This window comes from Pseudomonas sp. AK181, from assembly GCF_051122975.1.
GTDB lineage: Bacteria > Pseudomonadota > Gammaproteobacteria > Pseudomonadales > Pseudomonadaceae > Aquipseudomonas > Aquipseudomonas lactis.
In genome coordinates, this window is record NZ_CP146348.1 from 1,171,334 (window position 1) to 1,191,996 (window position 20,663).

The window sequence follows — 20,663 nt, forward strand, 5'->3', positions numbered from 1 at the left end:
AGGCAGGTGATTCATCCGTTCTCTTTTGCTTATGAGAATATTTATCATTAATATTGCGCGCTGATGAACCAGGCGCCTGCCGCATGAAAAGCAAAACCTCATTGCCCGCTTCCTACCGCCTCGCCGTCACCTCGCGCGTGCTGGCGGCGGTGATTGGCGGTTACCTGATGGCCTCCCTGGCCGCTATTTGCCTGGCGCTGTGGCTGCCCACTACCCGTGCCGATGCGGTGGTCACCGGCATGATGAGTTCCTTTGTGTTCTACCTGCTGGCGGTGCTCTGGTGTTTTGCCTGCCGCACGGCCTGGCGCGCCTGGGCAGGGGTGATGGTGCCGAGTGCGCTGTTTGCCACCTTGGCCGGCATTGGTTTCTGGATGGCTCGCACATGAAAGAGGGCTTTCGCCAGGCCATGGCCTGGCTGCACACCTGGGCAGGCTTGATCTTCGGCTGGCTGCTGTTCGCGATTTTCCTCACCGGCACCCTGGCCTATTTCAAAGATGAAATAACCCACTGGATGCAGCCCGAAGTGCAGGCCCATCCCCTGGACGATGGGCGCAGCCTCGCCGTGGCGCAAAGCTACCTGCAACAGCAGGCACCCACCGCCGCGCGCTGGTTTATTACCTTGCCGACCCGCCGCGACCCCGGCCTATCGGTGATGTGGCAGGACAAGCTCGAGCCCGGCAAGCGCGGTACTTTCATCCAGAAAGTCCTCGACCCCATTACCGGCCAACCGGTGCAGGCCCGCGACAGCAAGGGCGGCGAGTTCTTCTATCGTTTCCACTTCCAGCTGCAAATGCCTTACCCGTGGGGCCGCTGGCTGTCGACCATCGCCGCCATGGTGATGTTCGTCGCGCTGATCACCGGCATCATCACCCACAAGAAAATCTTCAAAGACTTCTTCACCTTCCGCCCGCGCAAAGGCCAGCGCTCCTGGCTGGACGGGCACAACGCCGTGGGTGTGCTGGTGCTGCCGTTTCACCTGATGATCACCTACAGCAGCCTGGTGATATTCATGAGCATGGTCATGCCCGCGCCCATCGTGGCGTCCTATGGCGACGACAGCCGGGCGTTCTTCAGCGAGTTGTTCCCCGCTACCGACAATCCGCCGGCCCTCGGCCAGCCGGGCAAACTGCTGCCGTTGATGCCGATGTACCAGCAGGCGCGGGAACAGTGGGCGGGCGGGCATGTTGGGCGCCTGGCGGTCAACAACCCCGGCGACGTCAACGCCTCGGTCAACGTGTCGCGCGCCGGCGCCGACAGCGTGGTGCATGCCTCCGGCAGTACGCTGTCGTTCAACGGCACCACCGGCGAGCTGTTGCGAGGCAGTGCAGAGCCGTCGTTGGCGACGGCCATCGGTGGCAGTTTCTACGGTTTGCACATGGGCCATTTCGCCGGCCCGGTGCTGCGCTGGCTGTACTTTATCTGCGGCCTGGCGGGCACGGCGATGATCGGCACGGGCCTGGTGATCTGGCTGGGCAAACGCCAGCTCAAACACGCCAAGGCCTCGGTCATGCCCTTTGAACTGCGCCTGGTGGAGGTGTTGAATATCGCCAGCATGTCCGGATTGATGATCGCCATCGCGGCGTTTTTCTGGGCCAACCGCCTGTTGCCGGTGAGCTTCGCCGAGCGTTCCGACTGGGAGGTGCAGGCGTTCTTTATCGCCTGGGGCCTGAGCTTGTTGCACGCTTTGCTGCGTCGCGGCCTCCAGGGCTGGGTCGAGCAATTGAGCTTCGGCGCGCTGTTGTTTGCCGCCATTCCACTGCTTAACGCCATCACCACCTCGCACCACTTGGGCGTCTCCGTGCCAAGTGGCGATTGGGCCATGGCCGGCTTCGACCTCACCTGCCTGGCCAGCGGCATGTTCCTGGCGTGGGCGGCGTGGAAGATGCACCACCGCACCGCGCCGCAACCCAAGGCTGAACGTGCCCGCGGGTTGGCACTCAAGCAGCAGGCCCACTGATGCTCCTCGCGCTAATGATGTGCTACGCCGGGTTTACCGCGCTGTGTTTGTCCACCGACCGTCACCACGGCGAGTTGCTGCACAGCAAACCCACGCCCACTCGGCGCCTGGCGCTGCGGGTGGGCGGCTGGTTGCTGCTGGCCGTGTCGATCTGGCCGGCCGTGCTTGGTGCCGGTTGGGGCCAGGGCCTGGTGGAGTGGTGCGCGGTGTTGATGCTCAGCGCCTTGCTGCTGGTGTTGCTGCTGCCGTATCGGCCAAGGCTGGCCTTGATCCTCGCGGGCCTCGGCCTGTTGGCCAGCCCTGTTGCGGCGTTCGCCCTGTCTTGAGCCGACCATGAGGATCAACCCACCGCCACAACCCCAGGACAATCCGCACGCGGAGGCGGCCAGTGGGCGTGCGCACTTTTTGCAGGTGTTTTTATCCCAGCGCTCGCAAATGGAGGCGTTGGTCAGCCGCCGTGTCGGGTGCCGCGCCACGGCAGCCGACCTGGTGCAGGATTTGTTCCTGCGCTTCTGGCGTCGCCCGCTGGTGCAGGTCGAAGAGCTGAGCACCTACCTGCTGCGCTGCGCTGGCAACATCGCCATCGACCACCTGCGCAGCGAAGGCGCACGGGCGCGCAGCAGTGAAGGCTGGCTACCCGAGCAGTCAGACAATCAAGGCTGCGAACCCCAGGCGGCACTGGAGGCGGGCAATGATCTGCGTCATGTGGAAGCCGCCTTGCGCAGCTTGCCCGAACGCACCCGCCAGATTTTCCTGCTTAACCGCATCCACGGCCGCAAGTACGCCGAAATCGCCAAGGCCATGGGCCTGTCCCAAAGTGCCGTGGAAAAACATATGATGCGCGCCCTCGAAGCCTGCAAGGCCAGCCTTCGCGAACCATCGCCGCCAAGCACGCCAGGGAAAGCCCCGTGAACGTCACGCCCACGCCCGCCCAGGAACAGTCCGCGCTCGATTGGCTGAGCCTGCTGCATGACCAGCCCAGCAGCGGCGACCAGGCCACGTTCAGCCGCTGGTTGCGCGCAGATCCCGCACACGTCGAGGCGTACTCCCAAGCCCAAGTGCTCTGGGAATTGAGCGAAGTGCCGGCGCGCCAACTGGCCGATGAGGACGCGCTCGCCTTGCAGGGCTACCTCAATACGATCAACGCCTCCAAACGCTCCCGGGTAGCGCGTTGGTCCGGTGCCTTGGCCGTCGCCGCCTGCCTGCTGCTGATGGTGTCGATGGGCGCCGGTTGGCAGCCGTCGCGCTGGGTCGATGTATGGGGCGCCGACTATGTGACGGCGCCGGGGCAGGTGCAGACCTTCACCCTGGCCGATCAATCCAAGGTCACCCTCGACGCCGACAGCGCCATTGCGGTGGATTTCAGCCAGGGCGAACGGCACATCCGACTGCGCCGTGGTGCAGGTTTTTTCAGCGTGACTCACACCGGGCAATCCTTCGTGGTGGAGGCGAGCGGCGGTGAAACGCGGGTACTGGGAACGCAGTTTGAAGTGCGCCTGCAACCTGACGGCGCCGAGGTCACTGTGCTGTCCGGCCGAGTGGGCGTGACGCCCTCCAAACACGGCCAGCAACAGGTGCTGACCGCTGGCCAGCAAGTGGCCTACGCCGATGGTATTGCCGCTCCCTTGCATGGCGTCGACAGCGCCTCACGCCTGGCCTGGCGCGAGGGTTGGCTCAACTACTACAAGGCACCGCTGGCCGAGGTGGTCGAGGACCTGCGGCGTTATTACCCCGGTCGAATTCTTTTGCTTAACGACGACATGGCCGCCAAACGCGTCAGCGGCAGCTTTCCGAGCCAGGACCCTGCAGCGGTCTTGAACGCCTTGCAAGCGGTGCTGGGTTTTGAACAGCACACCTTGTTGGGCCGCATGATTGTGTTGCGCTAGGCCTGCGTTGCGGTTTTGCTGCTGAACCCGTTAGGCAAGGAATACCTCAGCTCGACACGCACCGCGATGGTGTCTCTGGAAGCCAACTTCTAAGGCCACCACAAAACCCAATGTGCAGAGCTGACTTGTGTGGGAGCTGGCTTGCCTGCGATAGCGGTGTGTCAGTCACAGGTATTGAACCTGTTGCACCGCCATCGCAGTATAGGTATCTACACAACTTTTTAGGTTGTAGCCGTCAACGGTAACCACGATGCGAAGCGAGCCGCTCTTGATCTTGATCTGCTTTTGATCTCAAGCGCCCCGTCAAACCACGCTGGCCGGAATTCGACAGGGATTTGGGGGGTAAACCGGCAGGGATGCCGGTTTAGCCGCCCCGCGCCATGGATGGCGCGTGGCGGCGGCCCCCCAAATCACTGACGGATTACGGGCACACCGAGCCTAAGCGAGGTGCCGAGTGGTGGGGCAAGAGCCTTTTGCTTACTTTTGGGCTCCTTTCAAAAGTGAGCCGCCGTAAGGCGGAACCCTAAGTGGCCGTTACCGCAGCAATGAATATGTACACGGTCCAACTGTGTTGACTGTCAGGCCGTCTTCGCAGGCAAGCCAGCTCCGACATTTGGAGGGTGGTGTGTCAGGTAGATAAGCGTCGGCAGTCAGGCCGTCACGGGAGCAAGCTCCCTCGCCACAGGGTCAGCGTCGCACCAAAATTGTGTAGATACCTATGCTGCGATAGCGGTGTGTCAGTCACAGGTATTGAACCTGTTACACCGCCATCACAGGCAAGCCAGCTCCCACATTTGATTGCGGATTACTTCAATGCGGCCATGATCGCTTCAGGGTTGTAGTCGCGAATCAAGGTGCCGTTCACATCCACAAACGGAATCCCACCACCGCCCAGCGCCTCATACGCCTTACGCGCCGGGGCGTCCTTCTCGATATCGACGGCCTGGTACGGGATGCCCTTTTGGTCCAGAAACCGCCGAATCTGCTTGCAGTACCCACACCACTCGGTGGCATAGAGCACCACCCGCGCAGAGGCGCGTACGTGCTCAGGCGCCACTTGGGACGGGTTGAACAGCCGCTCCACCTTGCCCCAGTTCTGGATCGCAACCACCACCAGCAACACCAGCAGGACTTTCTTGAGCACCCCGCCCAGCATCAGTTGCGGCGCTTGAGCTGGTCGGTCAGTTGGGTCGGCAGGCCCTTGATGATCAAGGTGCCGGCAGCTTCGTCGTACTCGATCTTGTCGCCCAGCAGGTGCGCTTCAAAGCTGATGGACAAGCCCTCAGCACGCCCGGTGAAGCGGCGGAACTGGTTGAGGGTGCGTTTGTCGGCCGGAATTTCCGGCGACAGGCCGTAATCCTTGTTGCGGATGTGGTCGTAGAAGGCTTTTGGCCGGTCTTCATCGATCAGCCCGGAGAGCTCTTCCAGGCCCATGGGTTCGCCGAGCTTGGCCTGGCTGCTGGCGTAGTCCACCAGGGTCTTGGTTTTCTCGCGGGCGGACTCATCGGGCAGGTCTTCGCTTTCGACGAAGTCACTGAACGCCTTGAGCAGGGTGCGGGTTTCGCCCGGGCCGTCGACGCCTTCCTGGCAGCCGATAAAGTCGCGGAAGTACTCCGAGACTTTCTTGCCGTTCTTGCCTTTGATGAAGGAGATGTATTGTTTGGACTGCTTGTTGTTCTGCCACTCGGAGACGTTGATACGCGCCGCCAGGTGCAACTGGCCCAGGTCCAGGTGACGCGAGGGCGTCACGTCCAGCTCGTCGGTCACCGCCACGCCTTCGCTGTGGTGCAGCAGGGCGATGGCCAGGTAGTCGGTCATGCCTTGCTGGTAATGGGCAAACAGCACGTGGCCGCCGGTGGAGAGGTTGGATTCTTCCATCAGCTTTTGCAGGTGCTCAACCGCCGTGCGGCTGAAGGTGGTGAAGTCCTGGCCACCGTCAAAGTAGTCCTTCAACCAGCCACTGAACGGGTGCGCGCCGGACTCGGCATGGAAGAAACCCCAGGCCTTGCCTTGTTTGGCGTTGTAGCTCTCGTTGAGGTCGGCAAGCATGTTCTCGATGGCGGCGGACTCGGCCAGTTCCGTGTCGCGGGCGTGAAGAACTGCGGGTGTGCCGTCGGGTTTTTTGTCGATCAGGTGGACGATGCAATGACGGATCGGCATAGGCTTCTCGGCTGGTTGAAGGGGGAGCGGTTGGCCTCCCCGAAAAGTCGCCCAGTGTACCGCACCCATTGGTCAAGACGTGCCCCGAACGGCATTTTGCACGCCCTCCGACTGGCCATATGCCTTTTTTTCACGGTTTAGAGCGATAAAGCTGACCAAATGGGTATGTTGAGGCGGATATTTCCCCGTCTCTGTGCTAGTTTTGCCCCGTCTTACGCCAAGTCTCGGCGTTAAGCGTGCATTCAGCATTTGTCAGGTCGAACCAATCCCCGTTTCAAGCATCTATAACCCCGATCTCCGTGGTTATGGCCGGGGATGCCAGGCCATGACGGTCGGGCTCGACGGCTGACACTGCACTCTGCAATCCATATGAATTTGATAGGGAAGGAACACCACAATGGCTATTACTAAAGACCAACTGATCGCTGACCTGGCTGAAGCAGTAGACGCACCGAAAACTACCGTGCGTGCTCTGCTGGACCAACTGAGCCAAGTTGTTGCTGATCAGCTGGAAAATGGCGGCGAAATCACTCTGCCAGGCGTTGGCAAACTGAAAGTGACCGAGCGTCCTGCCCGTACTGGCCGTAACCCTTCGACTGGCGCTGCCATCGAAATCGCTGCCAAGAAAGTTATCAAGCTGGTTGTGGCTAAAGGCCTGACCGACGCTGTTAACAAGTAAGACGCAGCAAAAAAAAACCGTGCTTCGGAGTGATCCGGGCACGGTTTTTTATTGCCTGCGTTTTTTAACTGTAGGAGCGAGCAAGCTCGCTCCTACAGGTGGGCGTCAGCGAACCCAGCGCTGGCGCCAGATCTGCTGCTCGTTCTTGGTCTGGAACGTCCAGGCCACAAAGCGGCTCTGCTTCTGCCCCTGGGACATCTCCACCACCTGGCTTTCCAGCACGCCGGCTTTTTTCAGCGCCGTCTCGATCGCTGGCAAGTTGGAGGCTTTGGACACCAGGGTGCTGAACCACAGCACTTTGTGAGCAAAATGCGCGCTTTCGGCGATCAATTGAGTCACAAACCGCGCCTCGCCGCCCTCACACCACAGTTCGGCCGATTGACCACCGAAGTTGAGCACCGGCAACTTGCGTTTCGGGTCGGCCTTGCCCAAGGCGCGCCATTTACGCTCGCTGCCTTTGGTGGCTTCGTCCATGGACGCATGGAAGGGCGGGTTGCACATCGTAAGGTCAAAGCGCTCACCCGGCTCCAGCAGGCCCAACAGGATCTGCTTGGGGTTAGGTTGCTGGCGCAGTTGGATAACCTTGCTCAGGTCGTTGGACTGCACGATGGCCTTGGCGGCGCTCACGGCTATCGGGTCGACCTCCGAGCCGAGGAAGTTCCAGCGGTACTCCATATAGCCAATCAGCGGGTAGACGCAGTTGGCGCCCATACCGACGTCCAGCACCTTGACGATCGAACCGCGCGGGATCTTGCCCTCGTTGACGCTGGCCAGCAGGTCGGCGAGGAAATGCACGTAGTCAGCACGCCCCGGCACCGGTGGGCACAGGTAGTCCGCCGGGATATCCCAATGCTGGATGCCATAGAACGACTTGAGCAACGCCCGGTTGAACACCCGCACCGCATCCGGGCTGGCGAAGTCGATGCTCTCTTTGCCGTAGGGATTGATGATCACGAATTTGGCCAGTTCAGGCGTGGTCTTGATCAGCGCCGGGAAGTCGTAACGGCCCGTGTGGCGGTTGCGCGGGTGCAGGGTGGCCTCTTTGCGCGGCGCGACGGGTTTGGCCGTGGCGGCGGTTTTAGGCTTCTTGCGCGGTGGTTTGGGCGTAGTGGGGGCGGTCATGATGATTCTGGTGTTGGCTCAAAGTGGTGGGCATTGTCACACATTCTTGAACACAACTCGGTCAAATGTGGGAGCTGGCTTGCCTGCGATGCAGGCGACTGGGTGTATCAGGCAGACCGAGGTGATGCTATCGCAGGCAAGCCAGCTCCCACAGGGATAGGGTTCAGAGTCGGAAATGGTGTCGTTTTGCTGGACAAAAAAAAGAGGCCCGAAGGCCTCTTTCTCTACACGGCTTCGCCTTACAGGCTGGAAATTCGCGCATGTTGCTCCGCCAGCTTGCCCAAGGCCTGTTCAGCCTCGGCCAACTTGGCGCGTTCTTTCTCGATCACTTCAGCCGGCGCCTTGTCGACGAACGCCGCGTTGGACAGCTTGCCGCCCACTCGCTGCACTTCGCCTTGCAGGCGCGCAATTTCCTTATCGAGACGGGCCAGTTCGGCGCCCTTGTCGATCAGCCCGGCCATTGGCACCAGCACTTCCATGTCGCCCACCAACGCAGTGGCGGACAGCGGTGCTTCGGCACCGGCAGCCAATACGGTGATCGACTCCAGCTTGGCCAGCTTCTTGAGCAGCGCATCGTTCTCGCTGAGGCGACGCTGGTCTTCGGCACTGGCGTTCTTGACGAACACGGCCAACGGCTTGCCCGGCCCGATGTTCATCTCGGCGCGGATGTTGCGTGTGCCGAGCATCAGGGTTTTGAGCCATTCGATATCGCTTTCGGCGGCCTCATCGATGCGCGCTTCGTTGGGCACCGGCCAAGGTTGCAGCATGATGGTCTTGCCTTCGATACCGGCCAGCGGCGCCAGGCGCTGCCAGATTTCTTCGGTGATGAACGGCATGAACGGGTGCGCCAGGCGCAACGCCACTTCCAGCACGCGCACCAGGGTGCGACGGGTGCCGCGCTGGCGTTCGACCGGCGCGTTTTCGTCCCACAGCACCGGCTTGGACAGTTCCAGGTACCAGTCGCAATACTGGTTCCAGATGAACTCGTACAGGGCCTGTGCGGCCAGGTCGAAACGGAACTGGTCGAGCTGGCGGGTCACTTCGGCTTCGGTGCGCTGCAGCTGCGAGATGATCCAGCGATCCGCCAGGCTCAGTTCAACGGCCTCGCCGTTCTGGCCGCAGTCTTCGCCTTTGTCCAGCACGTAGCGCGCGGCGTTCCAGATCTTGTTGCAGAAGTTGCGATAGCCTTCGACGCGGCCCATGTCGAACTTGATGTCGCGACCGGTGGAGGCCAGCGAGCAGAAGGTGAAGCGCAGGGCGTCGGTGCCGTAACTGGCGATGCCGTCCGCGAACTCGTCGCGGGTCTGCTTCTCGATCTTTTTCGCCAGCTTCGGCTGCATCAGGCCCGAGGTGCGTTTCTGCACCAGGGTTTCCAGGTCGATGCCGTCGATGATGTCCAGCGGGTCTAGAACGTTGCCCTTGGACTTGGACATCTTCTGGCCCTGGCCGTCGCGTACCAGGCCGTGTACATACACGGTCTTGAACGGTACCTGCGGGGTGCCGTCTTCGTTCTTCACCAGGTGCATGGTGAGCATGATCATCCGGGCAACCCAGAAGAAAATGATGTCGAAGCCGGTGACCAGCACGTCGGTGGAGTGGAATTTCTTCAGGAACTCGGTCTGCTGCGGCCAGCCCAGGGTCGAGAAGGTCCACAGGCCTGAACTGAACCAAGTGTCCAGTACGTCATTGTCCTGTTGCAGCGCGATGTCCGCGCCGAGGTTGTGCTTGGCGCGTACTTCGGCTTCGTCGCGGCCTACATAGACCTTGCCCGATTCGTCGTACCAGGCCGGAATACGGTGGCCCCACCACAGCTGACGGCTGATGCACCAGTCCTGGATGTCGCGCATCCACGAGAAGTACATGTTTTCGTACTGTTTAGGCACGAACTGGATGCGGCCATCTTCCACGGCGGCAATCGCAGGCTCGGCCAGCGGCTTGGTGGACACGTACCACTGGTCGGTCAGCCACGGCTCGATCACGGTGCCGGAGCGGTCGCCCTTCGGCACTTTCAGGCCGTGGTCGTCGACGCTGACCAGCAAACCGGCCGCGTCGAAGGCGGCAACGATCTGCTTGCGCGCTTCAAAACGGTCGAGGCCGGCATATTCAGCCGGGATCTTGCCGTCGATGCTGTCGTTGAGCGAGCCGTCCAGGTTGAACACCTGGCAGGCCGGCAATACAGCGGCATTTTTGTCGAAGATGTTCAGCAGCGGCAGGTTGTGGCGCTTGCCGACTTCATAGTCGTTGAAATCGTGGGCCGGGGTGATTTTCACGCAGCCGGTGCCGAATTCAGGGTCGCAATAGTCGTCCGCGATGATCGGGATACGGCGGCCAACCAATGGCAGCTCGACGAACTTGCCGATCAGCGCCTGGTAGCGCTCGTCGTTCGGGTTAACGGCGACGGCGGCGTCGCCGAGCATGGTTTCCGGACGGGTGGTGGCGACGATCAGGTAATCGTTGCCTTCAGCGGTCTTGGCGCCGTCGGCCAGCGGGTACTTGAGGTTCCACAGGAAGCCTTTCTCGTCGTGGTTTTCCACTTCGAGGTCGGAAATCGCCGTGTGCAACTTGGTGTCCCAGTTGACCAGGCGCTTGCCGCGGTAGATCAGGCCGTCTTCGTGCAGGCGCACGAAGGCTTCTTTTACGGCTTCGGACAGGCCGTCGTCCATGGTGAAGCGCTCGCGGCTCCAGTCTACGGACGAACCCAGGCGACGGATCTGACGGCTGATATTGCCGCCGGACTGGTCTTTCCATTCCCAGACTTTCTCCAGGAATTTCTCGCGACCCAGGTCGTGACGGTTCTGGCCGGTGGCTTCCAGTTGGCGTTCCACCAGCATCTGGGTGGCGATACCGGCGTGGTCGGTGCCCGGTTGCCACAGGGTGTCGCGACCCTGCATGCGGCGGAAGCGGATCAACGCATCCATGATCGCATTGTTGAAGCCATGGCCCATGTGCAGGCTGCCAGTGACGTTCGGTGGCGGAATCATGATGGTGTACGAGTCGCCCGCACCTTGTGGGGCGAAATAGTTCTCGGACTCCCAGGTGTTGTACCAGGAAGTTTCGATAGCGTGGGGCTGGTAGGTCTTATCCATGCGCGGCGGGACCCTAGTTGGCATTTATTCAGGAAAGCCGGCAAGTATAACGGGGGATAGGGGCGAGGGCGAGGTGAAGACGGTTTAAGACCGATGCAGAATTAATGTGGGAGCTGGCTTGCCTGCGATGGCGGTGTTTCAGTCAGCATCTTCGCCGGCTGATGCGCCGCCATCGCAGGCAAGCCAGCTCCCACAGGGATGGGGGCATCTTCAGTTCTGGTATTGGCTGAGCAACCGCTCCATCCGCGCATCCATCCGACGCTTGATCTCAGCCTCGATATGCGGCGCAAAGTCATCGATCACATCCTGCATGATCAATTGCGCAGCGGCGCGCAGTTCGTTGTCCAGGTGCAACAGTAGGGCGTCGGGCGCTTTTTCAGCGGCGGGCGGCGGCTCTGCAACAGGCGCCGGCGCGGCAGGCTTGCCGCCGACCATGTCGAACAACAGCGGAATCTGTACCTCGCCCTCGACCGTGTCGGTCAGCAGCGGCGGTTGCAGGTTGTCATCACCCAGCAACTGACGGATCGACTCCAGGTCATCCAGCAGGTGGTCGTCTTTTTTCAGCGGGTTTGGCGTGTCCATCATGTACTCAAAGTCGTTGTAGCCGGTGATCTTGCAGAGGATAGCCCTGTTCGCGGTAGAAACGGAAACTCTCCCGCGCGGCCTGACGAATAGCCGGGTCTTCGACCACCACTTCCGCCACACGGGCGAACGCTTTGGCAAAGGCCGGTACTTTCAGGTCGAGGTTGACCAGCAAATCATGGTGATCGCCGCAATTATCCCCCAAACCCAGCACAACCAGGCTTTCGGGTTCGGATTCGGCGGGGCCGTGGGGCACGAAGCTCTCGCCCTTGAAGCGCCACAGGCGGGCATCCAGCTCGTCACGTTGGGCGGCATCGCTGCAATGCAGGTAGATGCGATGGCCCATGCGCCAGGCTTTTTCGGTGAGTTTGCAGGCAAAGTCCAGGCGCGCGAGAGGATCGGCGCTGGGCAATATATAGAAGTCGACTTGGGGCATTGGAAATCCTGAGGGGCGCCAGTCCTGTAGGAGTGAGCTTGCTCGCGAAAAACCTGAGGGCAGCGCGTTCATCCAGGATGAACGCGTTATCAAAGGCGATCTTCGCGAGCAAGCTCGCTCCTACAGAAGGGCCGGGGCCGCTTAAGCTTTGGCGCGATCCAGCAGGTATTGGGTCAGCAGGGGTACCGGACGGCCAGTGGCGCCTTTGTCCTTGCCGCCGCTGGTCCAGGCCGTGCCGGCGATGTCCAGGTGCGCCCAGTTGAAGTTCTTGGCAAAGCGCGACAGGAAGCAGGCCGCGGTGATGGTGCCGGCTTTCGGCCCACCGATGTTGGCGATGTCAGCGAACGGGCTGTCGAGCTGTTCCTGGTACTCATCGAACAGCGGCAGTTGCCAGGCGCGGTCGTCGGCAGCCTTGCCAGCGCTGAGCAATTGCTCGATCAGTTCGTCGTTGTTGCCCAGCAGGCCCGAGGTGTGGGAGCCCAGGGCCACGATGCAGGCACCGGTCAGGGTGGCGATGTCGATCACGGCCTGGGGTTTGAAGCGCTCGGCGTAGGTCAGGGCGTCGCACAGCACCAGGCGGCCTTCGGCGTCGGTGTTGAGGATCTCCACAGTCTGGCCGCTCATGGTGGTGACGATATCGCCCGGGCGAGCCGCGCCGCCGCTCGGCATGTTCTCGGCGCAGGCCAGGATGCACACCAGGTTGATCGGCAGCTTGAGTTCCAGCACGGCACGCAGGGTGCCGAACACGCTGGCGGCGCCGCCCATGTCGTACTTCATCTCGTCCATGCCGGCGCCCGGCTTGAGGCTGATGCCGCCGGTGTCGAAGGTGATGCCTTTACCTACCAAGGCGTAAGGCTTCTCGGACTTCTTGCCGCCGTTGTATTGCATCACGATCAGGCGTGGCGGCTGGTCGCTGCCCTGGCCCACGGCATAGAACGAGCCCATGCCCAGGTCCTTGATCTTCTTCTCGTCCAGCACTTCAACCTTCAAGCCCTTGAACTCTTTGCCCAATGCCTTGGCCTGTTCGCCCAGGAATGTCGGGTGGCAGATGTTCGGCGGCAGGTTGCCCAGGTCGCGAGTGAACGACATGCCGTTGGCGATGGCCTGGGCGTGGGTGACGGCGCGCTGGACTTCAGCCTGGGCGGCCTTGATGGTCAGCAGGGTGATTTTCTTCAGGGCGCGGGGTTCGGCTTTCTGGCTCTTGAACTGGTCGAAAATATAGCCGCCGTCTACCAGCGACTCGGCCAGCAGGCGGGTCTTGCCGTAGCTGTCGCGGCCCTTGACCACGATTTCATCGAGTGCCAGCACCGCATCGCTGCCGCCCAGGCCCTTGAGGGTGGTGAGGATGCCGCTGACGATTTTGCGAAACGGACGGTCGCCCAGTTCGGCATCCTTGCCCACGCCCACCAGCAAAACGCGCTCGGCCTTAAGGTTGGGCAGGCTCTGCAGCAGCAGGCTCTGGCCGACCTTGCCGGCCAGGTCGCCGCGCTTGAGCACGGCGCTGATAGCGCCGCCGCTCAGTTCATCCAGTTGCTTGGCGGCGACGCCGAGTGTGCGGCCTTCGCCGACAGCGACCACGAGGGTGGCGGTTTTCAACGTTTCGGGGCTAACGCTTTTTACAACCAATTCCATTTTCGGGTCCCTTATCAAGGTCTGTGAGCCGGGAGCTTGTACTCCGGCTTTAAAGCTCGGCAGCGTTGTAAACCGCCAGCGACAAAGGCCGCAGTTTGAACCTCGCCAGCGGAGCCTGACAACCCTTGGCGCACGCTTTGTGCGTGCGCATGAGTAAGCTCCGTGACAGGCGCGGTCAATCACAGGATAATGCGCCATCTTTTTAGCCGGCCCGTGGTAAACGGGTCGACTCGGTATGCTTGCTTGTTTGGCCGCCTTAGCCTGACAACCCTGGAGTGTCTGGTTTGATTGTCTTCCGTTATCTGTCCCGCGAAGTCCTGTTGACCCTGAGTGCCGTGAGTGCGGTGTTGCTGGTCATCATCATGAGTGGTCGTTTCGTCAAGTTCCTGGCCCAAGCCGCCGCTGGCGCCCTGGATCCGGGCTCACTGTTCCTGATCATGGGCTACCGGATGCCCGGCATGCTCCAGTTGATCCTGCCGCTGGGCCTGTTTCTCGGCATATTGCTGGCCTATGGCCGGCTGTACCTGGAAAGCGAGATGACCGTGCTGTCGGCCACCGGCATGAGCCAGCAGCGCCTGCTGGCCATGACCATGGTGCCTGCCGCCGGTGTTGCCCTGGTGGTGGCCTGGTTGAGCATGAGCCTGGCGCCCCAGGGGGCCATGCAATTTCAACTGCTGCTGAACAAACAGGATGCGATGACGGAGTTCGACACCCTCGAACCCGGTCGCTTCCAGGCGCTCAGCGACGGTTCGCGGGTGACCTACACCGAAACCATGACCGACGACCGTTCCAACCTCGGCGGCGTGTTCATTTCCCAGAAGAACCTCGGCCAGAACCAGAAAGACCGTGGCATTACCATCCTGGTGGCCGACAGCGGGCGCCAGGAAATCCGCCCCGATGGCAACCGCTACCTGATCCTGGAAAACGGCTATCGCTACGACGGCAGCCCTGGCCTGGCGGATTATCGCGCCATCAAGTACGACACCTATGGCGTCATGCTGCCCAAGGCCGAGATCAGTGACGAGGTGACCGATCGCGACGCGCTGCCCACCTCATCGCTGTTCGGCAGCCCGGAATTGCGCTCCATCGCCGAGCTGCAATGGCGCCTGTCCCTGCCGCTGCTGGTGTTTATCGTGACCCTGATGGCTGTGCCGCTGTCGCGCGTCAACCCGCGCCAGGGGCGTTTCCTCAAGTTGCTGCCGGCGATCCTGCTGTACATGGCCTACCTGACCATCCTGATTTCTGCCCGTGGTTCCCTGGAGAAGGGCAAGTTGCCGCCGGCCCTGGGCCTGTGGTGGGTGCACGGGGTTTTCCTGATGATCGGCCTGGGGCTGCTCTATTGGGAACCTATCCGTTTGAAAATGAAGAGCCGTCGTGGCCTGAAGGAGTTGGCCCGTGGCTAAGCTTGATCGCTACATCGGCATTAGCGTACTGATCGCTATCCTGGCGGTACTGGGCATCATCCTCGGCCTGGCCTTGCTGTTCGCCTTCATTGATGAAGTGGGCAACGTCACCGACACTTACACAGTCACGGACGTGCTGAGCTACGTGGCACTGACCGCGCCGCGTCGTCTTTACGACATGATGCCAATGGCCGCGCTGATTGGCTGCCTGATCGGCCTGGGTACCCTGGCCAGCAACAGCGAACTGACCATCATGCGCGCCGCCGGGGTTTCCATTGGCCGTATCGTCTGGGCGGTCATGAAGCCGATGCTGCTGCTGATGGCGTGCAGCGTGCTGATCGGTGAATACGTCGCCCCGCCGGCTGAAGCCACCGCCCAGGCCAATCGCGCCCTGGCCCAGGGTTCGGGCGATGCGCAAAGCGCCAAGCACGGCCTGTGGCACCGCCAGGGCGACGAGTTCATCCACATCAACGCCGTGCAGCCGGGTGGCCTGTTGATCGGGGTAACCCGCTACACCTTCGACAAAGAGCGGCACATGTTGTCGTCCAGCTTCGCCAAGCGCGCGCAGTACAGTGGCGAACAATGGCAACTGAGCGACGTCACCACCACGCACTTTCGTAACGTGGGCCAGGGCACCCAGTCCAGCACCGAAGTGGTGAATGTGCCGACCGAGCAGTGGGATATCGCCCTCAAGCCGGAATTGCTCAATACCGTGGTGATGGTGCCGGAAGCCCTGCCGATCTCCGGGTTGTGGAGCTATATCCACTATCTCAAGGAGCAGGGTCTGAACAATGGCCGTTACTGGCTGGCGTTCTGGGTGAAAGTCTTGCAACCAGTGGTTACCGCCGCCTTGGTGTTGATGGCGATCTCCTTCATTTTCGGGCCATTGCGTTCCGTGACCCTGGGCCAGCGGGTATTTACCGGTGTGCTGGTGGGCTTCACCTTCCGCATCGCCCAGGACTTGCTCGGGCCTTCAAGCCTGGTATTTGGCTTCTCGCCGCTGTTTGCGGTGCTGGTGCCCACGGCCATTTGTGCCGTGGCCGGGTTCTGGCTGCTGCGCCGGGCCGGTTGAGCCCGCGCTCGCATAATGCCCCTCCCTGTAGGAGCGAGCTTGCTCGCGAAAATCTACGAAACGCCGCGTTTATCCAGGATAAGCGCGTTATCGTTGTTGATCTTCGCGAGCAAGCTCGCTCCTACAGTAATAAGCCCCGTGGAAACGGGGCTTTTTTGTATTGGTCAGCAAAGATGACGTCTGGCCTGAGCATCAGGTACAATTCCCGGCTATTTTTCAGCGGGCAATCTGCCTGCAGCCTTTTTGAGTGTTGATCCGTGAGTGATTTGAGTCATATCCGCAATTTCTCCATCATCGCCCACATTGACCATGGCAAGTCGACGCTGGCCGATCGATTTATCCAGATGTGCGGTGGCCTTGCCGAGCGTGAAATGGAAGCCCAGGTACTGGATTCCATGGACCTCGAACGCGAGCGCGGGATCACCATCAAGGCCCACAGCGTTACTCTGTATTACACCGCCAAAGACGGTATCAAGTACCAGCTGAACTTCATTGACACCCCGGGCCACGTTGACTTCACCTACGAAGTCAGCCGTTCGTTGGCGGCCTGCGAAGGCGCGTTGTTGGTAGTGGACGCTGGCCAGGGCGTTGAAGCCCAGTCCGTGGCCAACTGCTACACCGCCATTGAGCAAGGCCTGGAAGTGATGCCGGTGCTGAACAAGATCGACTTGCCACAAGCCGATCCGGACCGGGTGAAGGAAGAAATCGAAAAAATCATCGGCATTGACGCCACCGACGCCGTCGAGTGCAGCGCCAAGACCGGCCTGGGCGTCGACGAAGTGCTCGAGCGCCTGGTCAAGACCATTCCGGCCCCCACCGGCAACATCGAAGATCCGCTGCAAGCGTTGATCATCGACTCCTGGTTCGACAACTACCTGGGCGTTGTCTCCCTGGTACGTGTGCGCCATGGCCGGGTGAAGAAGGGCGACAAGATTTTGGTCAAGTCCACCGGCAAGATCCACCTGGTGGACAGCGTCGGTGTATTCAACCCGAAACACACCGCCACCGTTGACCTGAAAGCCGGTGAAGTAGGCTTCATCATCGCCGGTATCAAGGACATCCATGGTGCGCCGGTCGGTGACACCCTGACCTTGAGCTCCACCCCTGACGTCGATGTGCTGCCGGGTTTCAAGCGCATCCAGCCTCAGGTCTATGCCGGTCTGTTCCCGGTCAGTTCCGATGACTTCGAAGACTTCCGCGAAGCCCTGCAAAAACTGACCCTCAACGACTCGTCGTTGCAGTACACCCCGGAAAGCTCCGACGCCCTGGGCTTCGGCTTCCGTTGCGGGTTCCTGGGCATGCTGCACATGGAAATCATCCAGGAGCGCCTTGAGCGCGAGTACGACCTGGACCTGATCACCACTGCACCGACCGTTATTTTTGAGCTGGCGCTGAAAACCGGTGAAACGATTTACGTCGACAACCCGTCCAAGCTCCCAGATCTGTCTTCCATTGAAGACATGCGCGAGCCCATCGTGCGCGCCAATATCCTTGTGCCGCAGGAACACCTGGGCAATGTGATTACCTTGTGTATCGAAAAGCGTGGCGTGCAGCACGACATGCTGTTCCTCGGTACCCAGGTGCAAGTGACCTACGATTTGCCGATGAACGAAGTGGTCCTGGACTTCTTCGACCGTCTCAAGTCCACCAGTCGCGGCTATGCTTCGCTGGACTACCATTTCGATCGTTACCAATCGGCTAATCTGGTGAAACTGGATGTGCTGATCAACGGCGACAAGGTAGATGCCTTGGCACTGATCGTGCACAAGGACAACGCGCACTACAAAGGTCGCCAACTGACCGAGAAGATGAAGGAACTGATTCCGCGCCAGATGTTCGACGTCGCGATCCAGGCCGCCATTGGCGGGCAGATCATTGCGCGGACTTCCGTCAAGGCTCTCAGAAAGAACGTACTGGCCAAATGCTACGGCGGTGACGTAAGCCGTAAGCGCAAGCTGCTTGAGAAGCAAAAGGCCGGTAAAAAACGCATGAAGCAAGTAGGCAACGTGGAAATTCCACAAGAAGCCTTCCTTGCGGTGCTCAGGTTGGATAGTTAGGTCCTATGTCACTAAATTTCCCGCTGTTGCTGGTCATTGCCGTTGCCGTCTGTGGTCTCCTGGCGTTGCTCGATCTGGTGTTCTTCGCCCCGCGTCGTCGGGCGGCCATCGCTTCCTATCAGGGCAGCGTCAGCCAGCCCGATGCGGTGGTGGTCGAGAAACTGAACAAAGAGCCCTTGCTGGTTGAGTACGGCAAGTCGTTCTTCCCGGTGTTGTTCATCGTGCTGGTGCTGCGCTCGTTTCTGGTAGAGCCGTTCCAGATCCCTTCGGGGTCGATGAAACCAACCCTGGACGTGGGCGACTTCATCCTGGTGAACAAGTTTTCCTACGGCATTCGCCTGCCGGTGATCGACAAGAAAGTCATCCCCGTGGGTGACCCGCAGCGCGGCGATGTGATGGTGTTCCGCTACCCAAGCGACCCGAACGTCAACTACATCAAGCGTGTGGTCGGCCTGCCGGGCGACGTGGTGCGCTACACCAGCGACAAGCGCCTGTTCATCAACGGTGAGTCGGTGGCCGAGAAGCTGTTGGGCGCCGAGCCGAACACCCTGGGCAGCGCCGAGCTGTACCAGGAGAAACTCGGTGCGGTAGAGCACCAGATCCGCAAGGAAATGAGCCGCTACCGTGCGATGCCGGATGGCCAGTGGAAAGTGCCTGCCGGGCACTATTTCATGATGGGCGACAACCGCGACAACTCCAACGACAGCCGCTATTGGGATGACCCCAACATTCCCAAGGACCTGCTGGGCATGGTGCCCGACGAGAACATTGTCGGCAAAGCCTTCGCAGTCTGGATGAGTTGGCCGGAACCCAAGCTCAGCCACCTGCCGAACTTCTCGCGGGTCGGGCTGATCAAGTAATACAAGCGGCGCTGTGAACACAGCGCCGAATGCTTTTCTGGGGCTTGGACATTTTCCGATGCCCGGTACCCGTCAGGATTTTAATTTGAACACTGCGTCAATCGTCGATGGCCGCCGGTGCCATCAACTAGATATGGATAAACCGTGACCGTTTCTCTAAGTCGTCTCGAGCGCCAGCTCGGCTACACCTTCAAGGACCAGGAATTGATGGTCCTTGCCCTCACACACCGCAGCTTTGCAGGGCGCAATAACGAGCGCCTGGAATTCCTCGGTGACGCGATCCTCAATTTCGCCGCTGGCGAGGCGCTGTTCGAGCGCTTCCCCCAAGCGCGAGAAGGCCAGCTTTCGCGCCTGCGCGCACGCCTTGTAAAAGGCGAGACCCTGGCCGTGCTGGCCCGAGGCTTTGGCCTGGGCGAGTACCTGCGGCTGGGTTCTGGTGAGTTGAAGAGCGGCGGTTTCCGTCGCGAGTCAATCCTGGCTGATGCCCTGGAAGCCTTGATCGGTGCGATCTACCTCGATGCAGGCATGGAGACGGCCAAGGAGCGCGTTGTCGCCTGGCTGGCCTCGGAAATCGAAAGCCTGACGCTGGTAGATACCAACAAGGATCCCAAGACCCGCCTGCAAGAGTACCTGCAGTCCCGCGGTTGCGAACTGCCACGCTACGAAGTGGTGGATATTCAGGGAGAGCCCCATTGCCGGGTGTTCTTCGTGGAATGTGAAATCACCTTATTGAACGAAAAAAGCCGAGGTCAGGGTGTGAGCCGTCGTATTGCCGAACAGGTAGCGGCCGCTGCAGCACTGATTGCCCTGGGCGTGGAGAATGGCCATGACTGATTCAACCGCAACACGCTGTGGCTATGTTGCCATCGTCGGCCGCCCGAACGTGGGCAAGTCCACGCTGCTCAACCACATCCTCGGCCAGAAGCTCGCGATCACCTCGCGCAAGCCCCAGACCACTCGCCACAACATGCTGGGCATCAAGACCGAAGGCAACGTGCAAGCGGTGTATGTCGATACCCCAGGCATGCACAAAGGCGGCGAGAAAGCCCTGAACCGCTACATGAACAAGACCGCCTCGGCGGCGTTGAAAGACGTCGACGTGGTGATCTTTGTGGTCGACCGCACCAAGTGGACCGATGAAGACCAGATGGTCCTTGAGCGTGTGCAATACGTGACCGGCCCCTTGATCGTCGCGCTGAACAAGACCGACCGTATCGAAGACAAAGCCGAGCTGATGCCGCACCTGAGCTGGCTGCAGGAACAACTGCCGAACGCCCAGATCATCCCGATCTCGGCCCAGCACGGCCACAACCTCGAAGCCCTGGAGCGCGTGATCGCCGAGCACCTGCCGGAGAACGAGCACTTCTTCCCGGAAGACCAGATCACCGACCGCAGCAGCCGCTTCCTTGCCGCCGAACTGGTGCGCGAGAAAATCATGCGCCAGATGGGCGCCGAACTGCCTTACCAGATCACCGTCGAGATCGAAGAGTTCAAGCAGCAGGGCAAAACCTTGCATATCCATGCGCTGATCCTCGTTGAACGTGACGGCCAGAAGAAAATCATCATTGGCGACAAGGGCGAGCGCATCAAGCGCATCGGCACCGAAGCGCGCAAGGACATGGAGTTGCTGTTCGACTCCAAGATCATGCTCAACCTGTGGGTGAAGGTGAAGGGTGGCTGGTCCGATGATGAGCGTGCGTTGCGCTCCCTGGGCTATGGCGACCTGTAACA

At 60.7% G+C, this 20,663-nt stretch carries 19 protein-coding genes; 12 read left to right on the top strand and 7 right to left on the bottom strand.

Annotated features, from left to right (window positions below):
• The first annotated feature begins 83 nt into the window (after positions 1-83).
• From V8689_RS05580 to V8689_RS05600, 5 genes are read left to right on the top strand one after another with little or no spacing between them, the layout of a single operon-like run.
• Entirely contained in the window at positions 84-386 is a 303-nt protein-coding gene (locus V8689_RS05580; RefSeq protein WP_056789881.1) for a DUF3649 domain-containing protein, read from the top strand.
• On the top strand, positions 383-1,957 hold the full coding sequence (locus V8689_RS05585; RefSeq protein ID WP_056789887.1) for a PepSY-associated TM helix domain-containing protein: 1,575 nt from the start codon (positions 383-385) through the stop codon (positions 1,955-1,957). Before V8689_RS05580 ends, V8689_RS05585 begins: the two co-directional genes overlap by 4 nt.
• Complete coding sequence (locus V8689_RS05590; RefSeq protein WP_056789889.1) at positions 1,957-2,283, top strand: DUF3325 domain-containing protein; 327 nt, start codon at positions 1,957-1,959, stop codon at positions 2,281-2,283. Before V8689_RS05585 ends, V8689_RS05590 begins: the two co-directional genes overlap by 1 nt.
• 7 nt (positions 2,284-2,290) lie before the next feature.
• Positions 2,291-2,869 (top strand): RNA polymerase sigma factor, encoded by a 579-nt coding sequence (locus tag V8689_RS05595; RefSeq protein WP_056789892.1) that lies wholly within the window; start codon positions 2,291-2,293, stop codon positions 2,867-2,869.
• Positions 2,866-3,843, top strand: a complete 978-nt coding sequence (locus V8689_RS05600; protein ID WP_056789895.1) for a FecR family protein — start codon at positions 2,866-2,868, stop codon at positions 3,841-3,843. Before V8689_RS05595 ends, V8689_RS05600 begins: the two co-directional genes overlap by 4 nt.
• An 805-nt stretch (positions 3,844-4,648) precedes the next feature.
• Here the strand turns inward: V8689_RS05600 and V8689_RS05605 are convergent.
• Together V8689_RS05605 and yejK are read right to left on the bottom strand one after the other, a co-directional pair.
• On the bottom strand, positions 4,649-4,999 hold the full coding sequence (locus V8689_RS05605; RefSeq protein ID WP_056789898.1) for a glutaredoxin family protein: 351 nt from the start codon (positions 4,997-4,999) through the stop codon (positions 4,649-4,651).
• The gene (yejK, locus tag V8689_RS05610) at positions 4,999-6,003 is read right to left on the bottom strand and encodes a nucleoid-associated protein YejK (RefSeq protein ID WP_032893412.1); all 1,005 of its coding nucleotides are present in this window, start codon (positions 6,001-6,003) and stop codon (positions 4,999-5,001) included. The genes V8689_RS05605 and yejK overlap by 1 nt, the downstream gene beginning before the upstream one ends.
• Positions 6,004-6,400: 397 nt before the next feature.
• Between yejK and V8689_RS05615 the strand changes: the two genes are divergently transcribed.
• Complete coding sequence (locus tag V8689_RS05615; RefSeq protein WP_003188840.1) at positions 6,401-6,682, top strand: HU family DNA-binding protein; 282 nt, start codon at positions 6,401-6,403, stop codon at positions 6,680-6,682.
• Positions 6,683-6,787: 105 nt separating this feature from the next.
• Here the strand turns inward: V8689_RS05615 and rlmF are convergent, their stop codons facing one another.
• The 5 genes from rlmF to V8689_RS05640 all read right to left on the bottom strand — a co-directional run bounded on the left by rlmF (position 6,788) and on the right by V8689_RS05640 (position 13,540).
• Complete coding sequence (rlmF, locus tag V8689_RS05620) at positions 6,788-7,804, bottom strand: 23S rRNA (adenine(1618)-N(6))-methyltransferase RlmF (RefSeq protein WP_003188841.1); 1,017 nt, start codon at positions 7,802-7,804, stop codon at positions 6,788-6,790.
• A 239-nt stretch (positions 7,805-8,043) separates the two neighbouring features.
• Positions 8,044-10,890 (bottom strand): valine--tRNA ligase, encoded by a 2,847-nt coding sequence (locus V8689_RS05625; protein ID WP_056789901.1) that lies wholly within the window; start codon positions 10,888-10,890, stop codon positions 8,044-8,046.
• A gap of 210 nt (positions 10,891-11,100) precedes the next feature.
• A complete protein-coding gene (locus V8689_RS05630) occupies positions 11,101-11,472 on the bottom strand; it encodes a hypothetical protein (RefSeq protein ID WP_056789904.1) in 372 nt (123 codons plus the stop codon).
• A 7-nt stretch (positions 11,473-11,479) separates the two neighbouring features.
• Positions 11,480-11,908 (bottom strand): DNA polymerase III subunit chi, encoded by a 429-nt coding sequence (locus V8689_RS05635; RefSeq protein WP_044272057.1) that lies wholly within the window; start codon positions 11,906-11,908, stop codon positions 11,480-11,482.
• Between the two features lie 141 nt (positions 11,909-12,049).
• Entirely contained in the window at positions 12,050-13,540 is a 1,491-nt protein-coding gene (locus tag V8689_RS05640; RefSeq protein WP_034128658.1) for a leucyl aminopeptidase, read from the bottom strand.
• A gap of 284 nt (positions 13,541-13,824) precedes the next feature.
• Between V8689_RS05640 and lptF the strand changes: the two genes are divergently transcribed.
• The 6 genes from lptF to era all read left to right on the top strand — a co-directional run bounded on the left by lptF (position 13,825) and on the right by era (position 20,661).
• On the top strand, positions 13,825-14,943 hold the full coding sequence (gene lptF, locus V8689_RS05645) for an LPS export ABC transporter permease LptF (protein ID WP_003188848.1): 1,119 nt from the start codon (positions 13,825-13,827) through the stop codon (positions 14,941-14,943).
• Positions 14,936-16,015 carry an LPS export ABC transporter permease LptG gene (gene lptG / locus V8689_RS05650; RefSeq protein WP_003188851.1) on the top strand — a complete coding sequence of 360 codons (1,080 nt, stop codon included), beginning with the start codon at positions 14,936-14,938 and terminating at the stop codon, positions 16,013-16,015. The genes lptF and lptG overlap by 8 nt, the downstream gene beginning before the upstream one ends.
• 257 nt (positions 16,016-16,272) lie before the next feature.
• Positions 16,273-18,072, top strand: a complete 1,800-nt coding sequence (gene lepA, locus V8689_RS05655) for a translation elongation factor 4 (RefSeq protein WP_029297480.1) — start codon at positions 16,273-16,275, stop codon at positions 18,070-18,072.
• A gap of 5 nt (positions 18,073-18,077) precedes the next feature.
• Positions 18,078-18,932 (top strand): signal peptidase I, encoded by an 855-nt coding sequence (lepB, locus tag V8689_RS05660; RefSeq protein ID WP_003188855.1) that lies wholly within the window; start codon positions 18,078-18,080, stop codon positions 18,930-18,932.
• A gap of 144 nt (positions 18,933-19,076) precedes the next feature.
• Positions 19,077-19,766, top strand: coding sequence for a ribonuclease III (gene rnc / locus V8689_RS05665; protein WP_003188856.1), 690 nt, complete (start codon positions 19,077-19,079; stop codon positions 19,764-19,766).
• The gene (gene era / locus V8689_RS05670) at positions 19,759-20,661 is read left to right on the top strand and encodes a GTPase Era (protein ID WP_028618988.1); all 903 of its coding nucleotides are present in this window, start codon (positions 19,759-19,761) and stop codon (positions 20,659-20,661) included. Before rnc ends, era begins: the two co-directional genes overlap by 8 nt.
• The last annotated feature ends 2 nt before the right edge of the window (positions 20,662-20,663 follow it).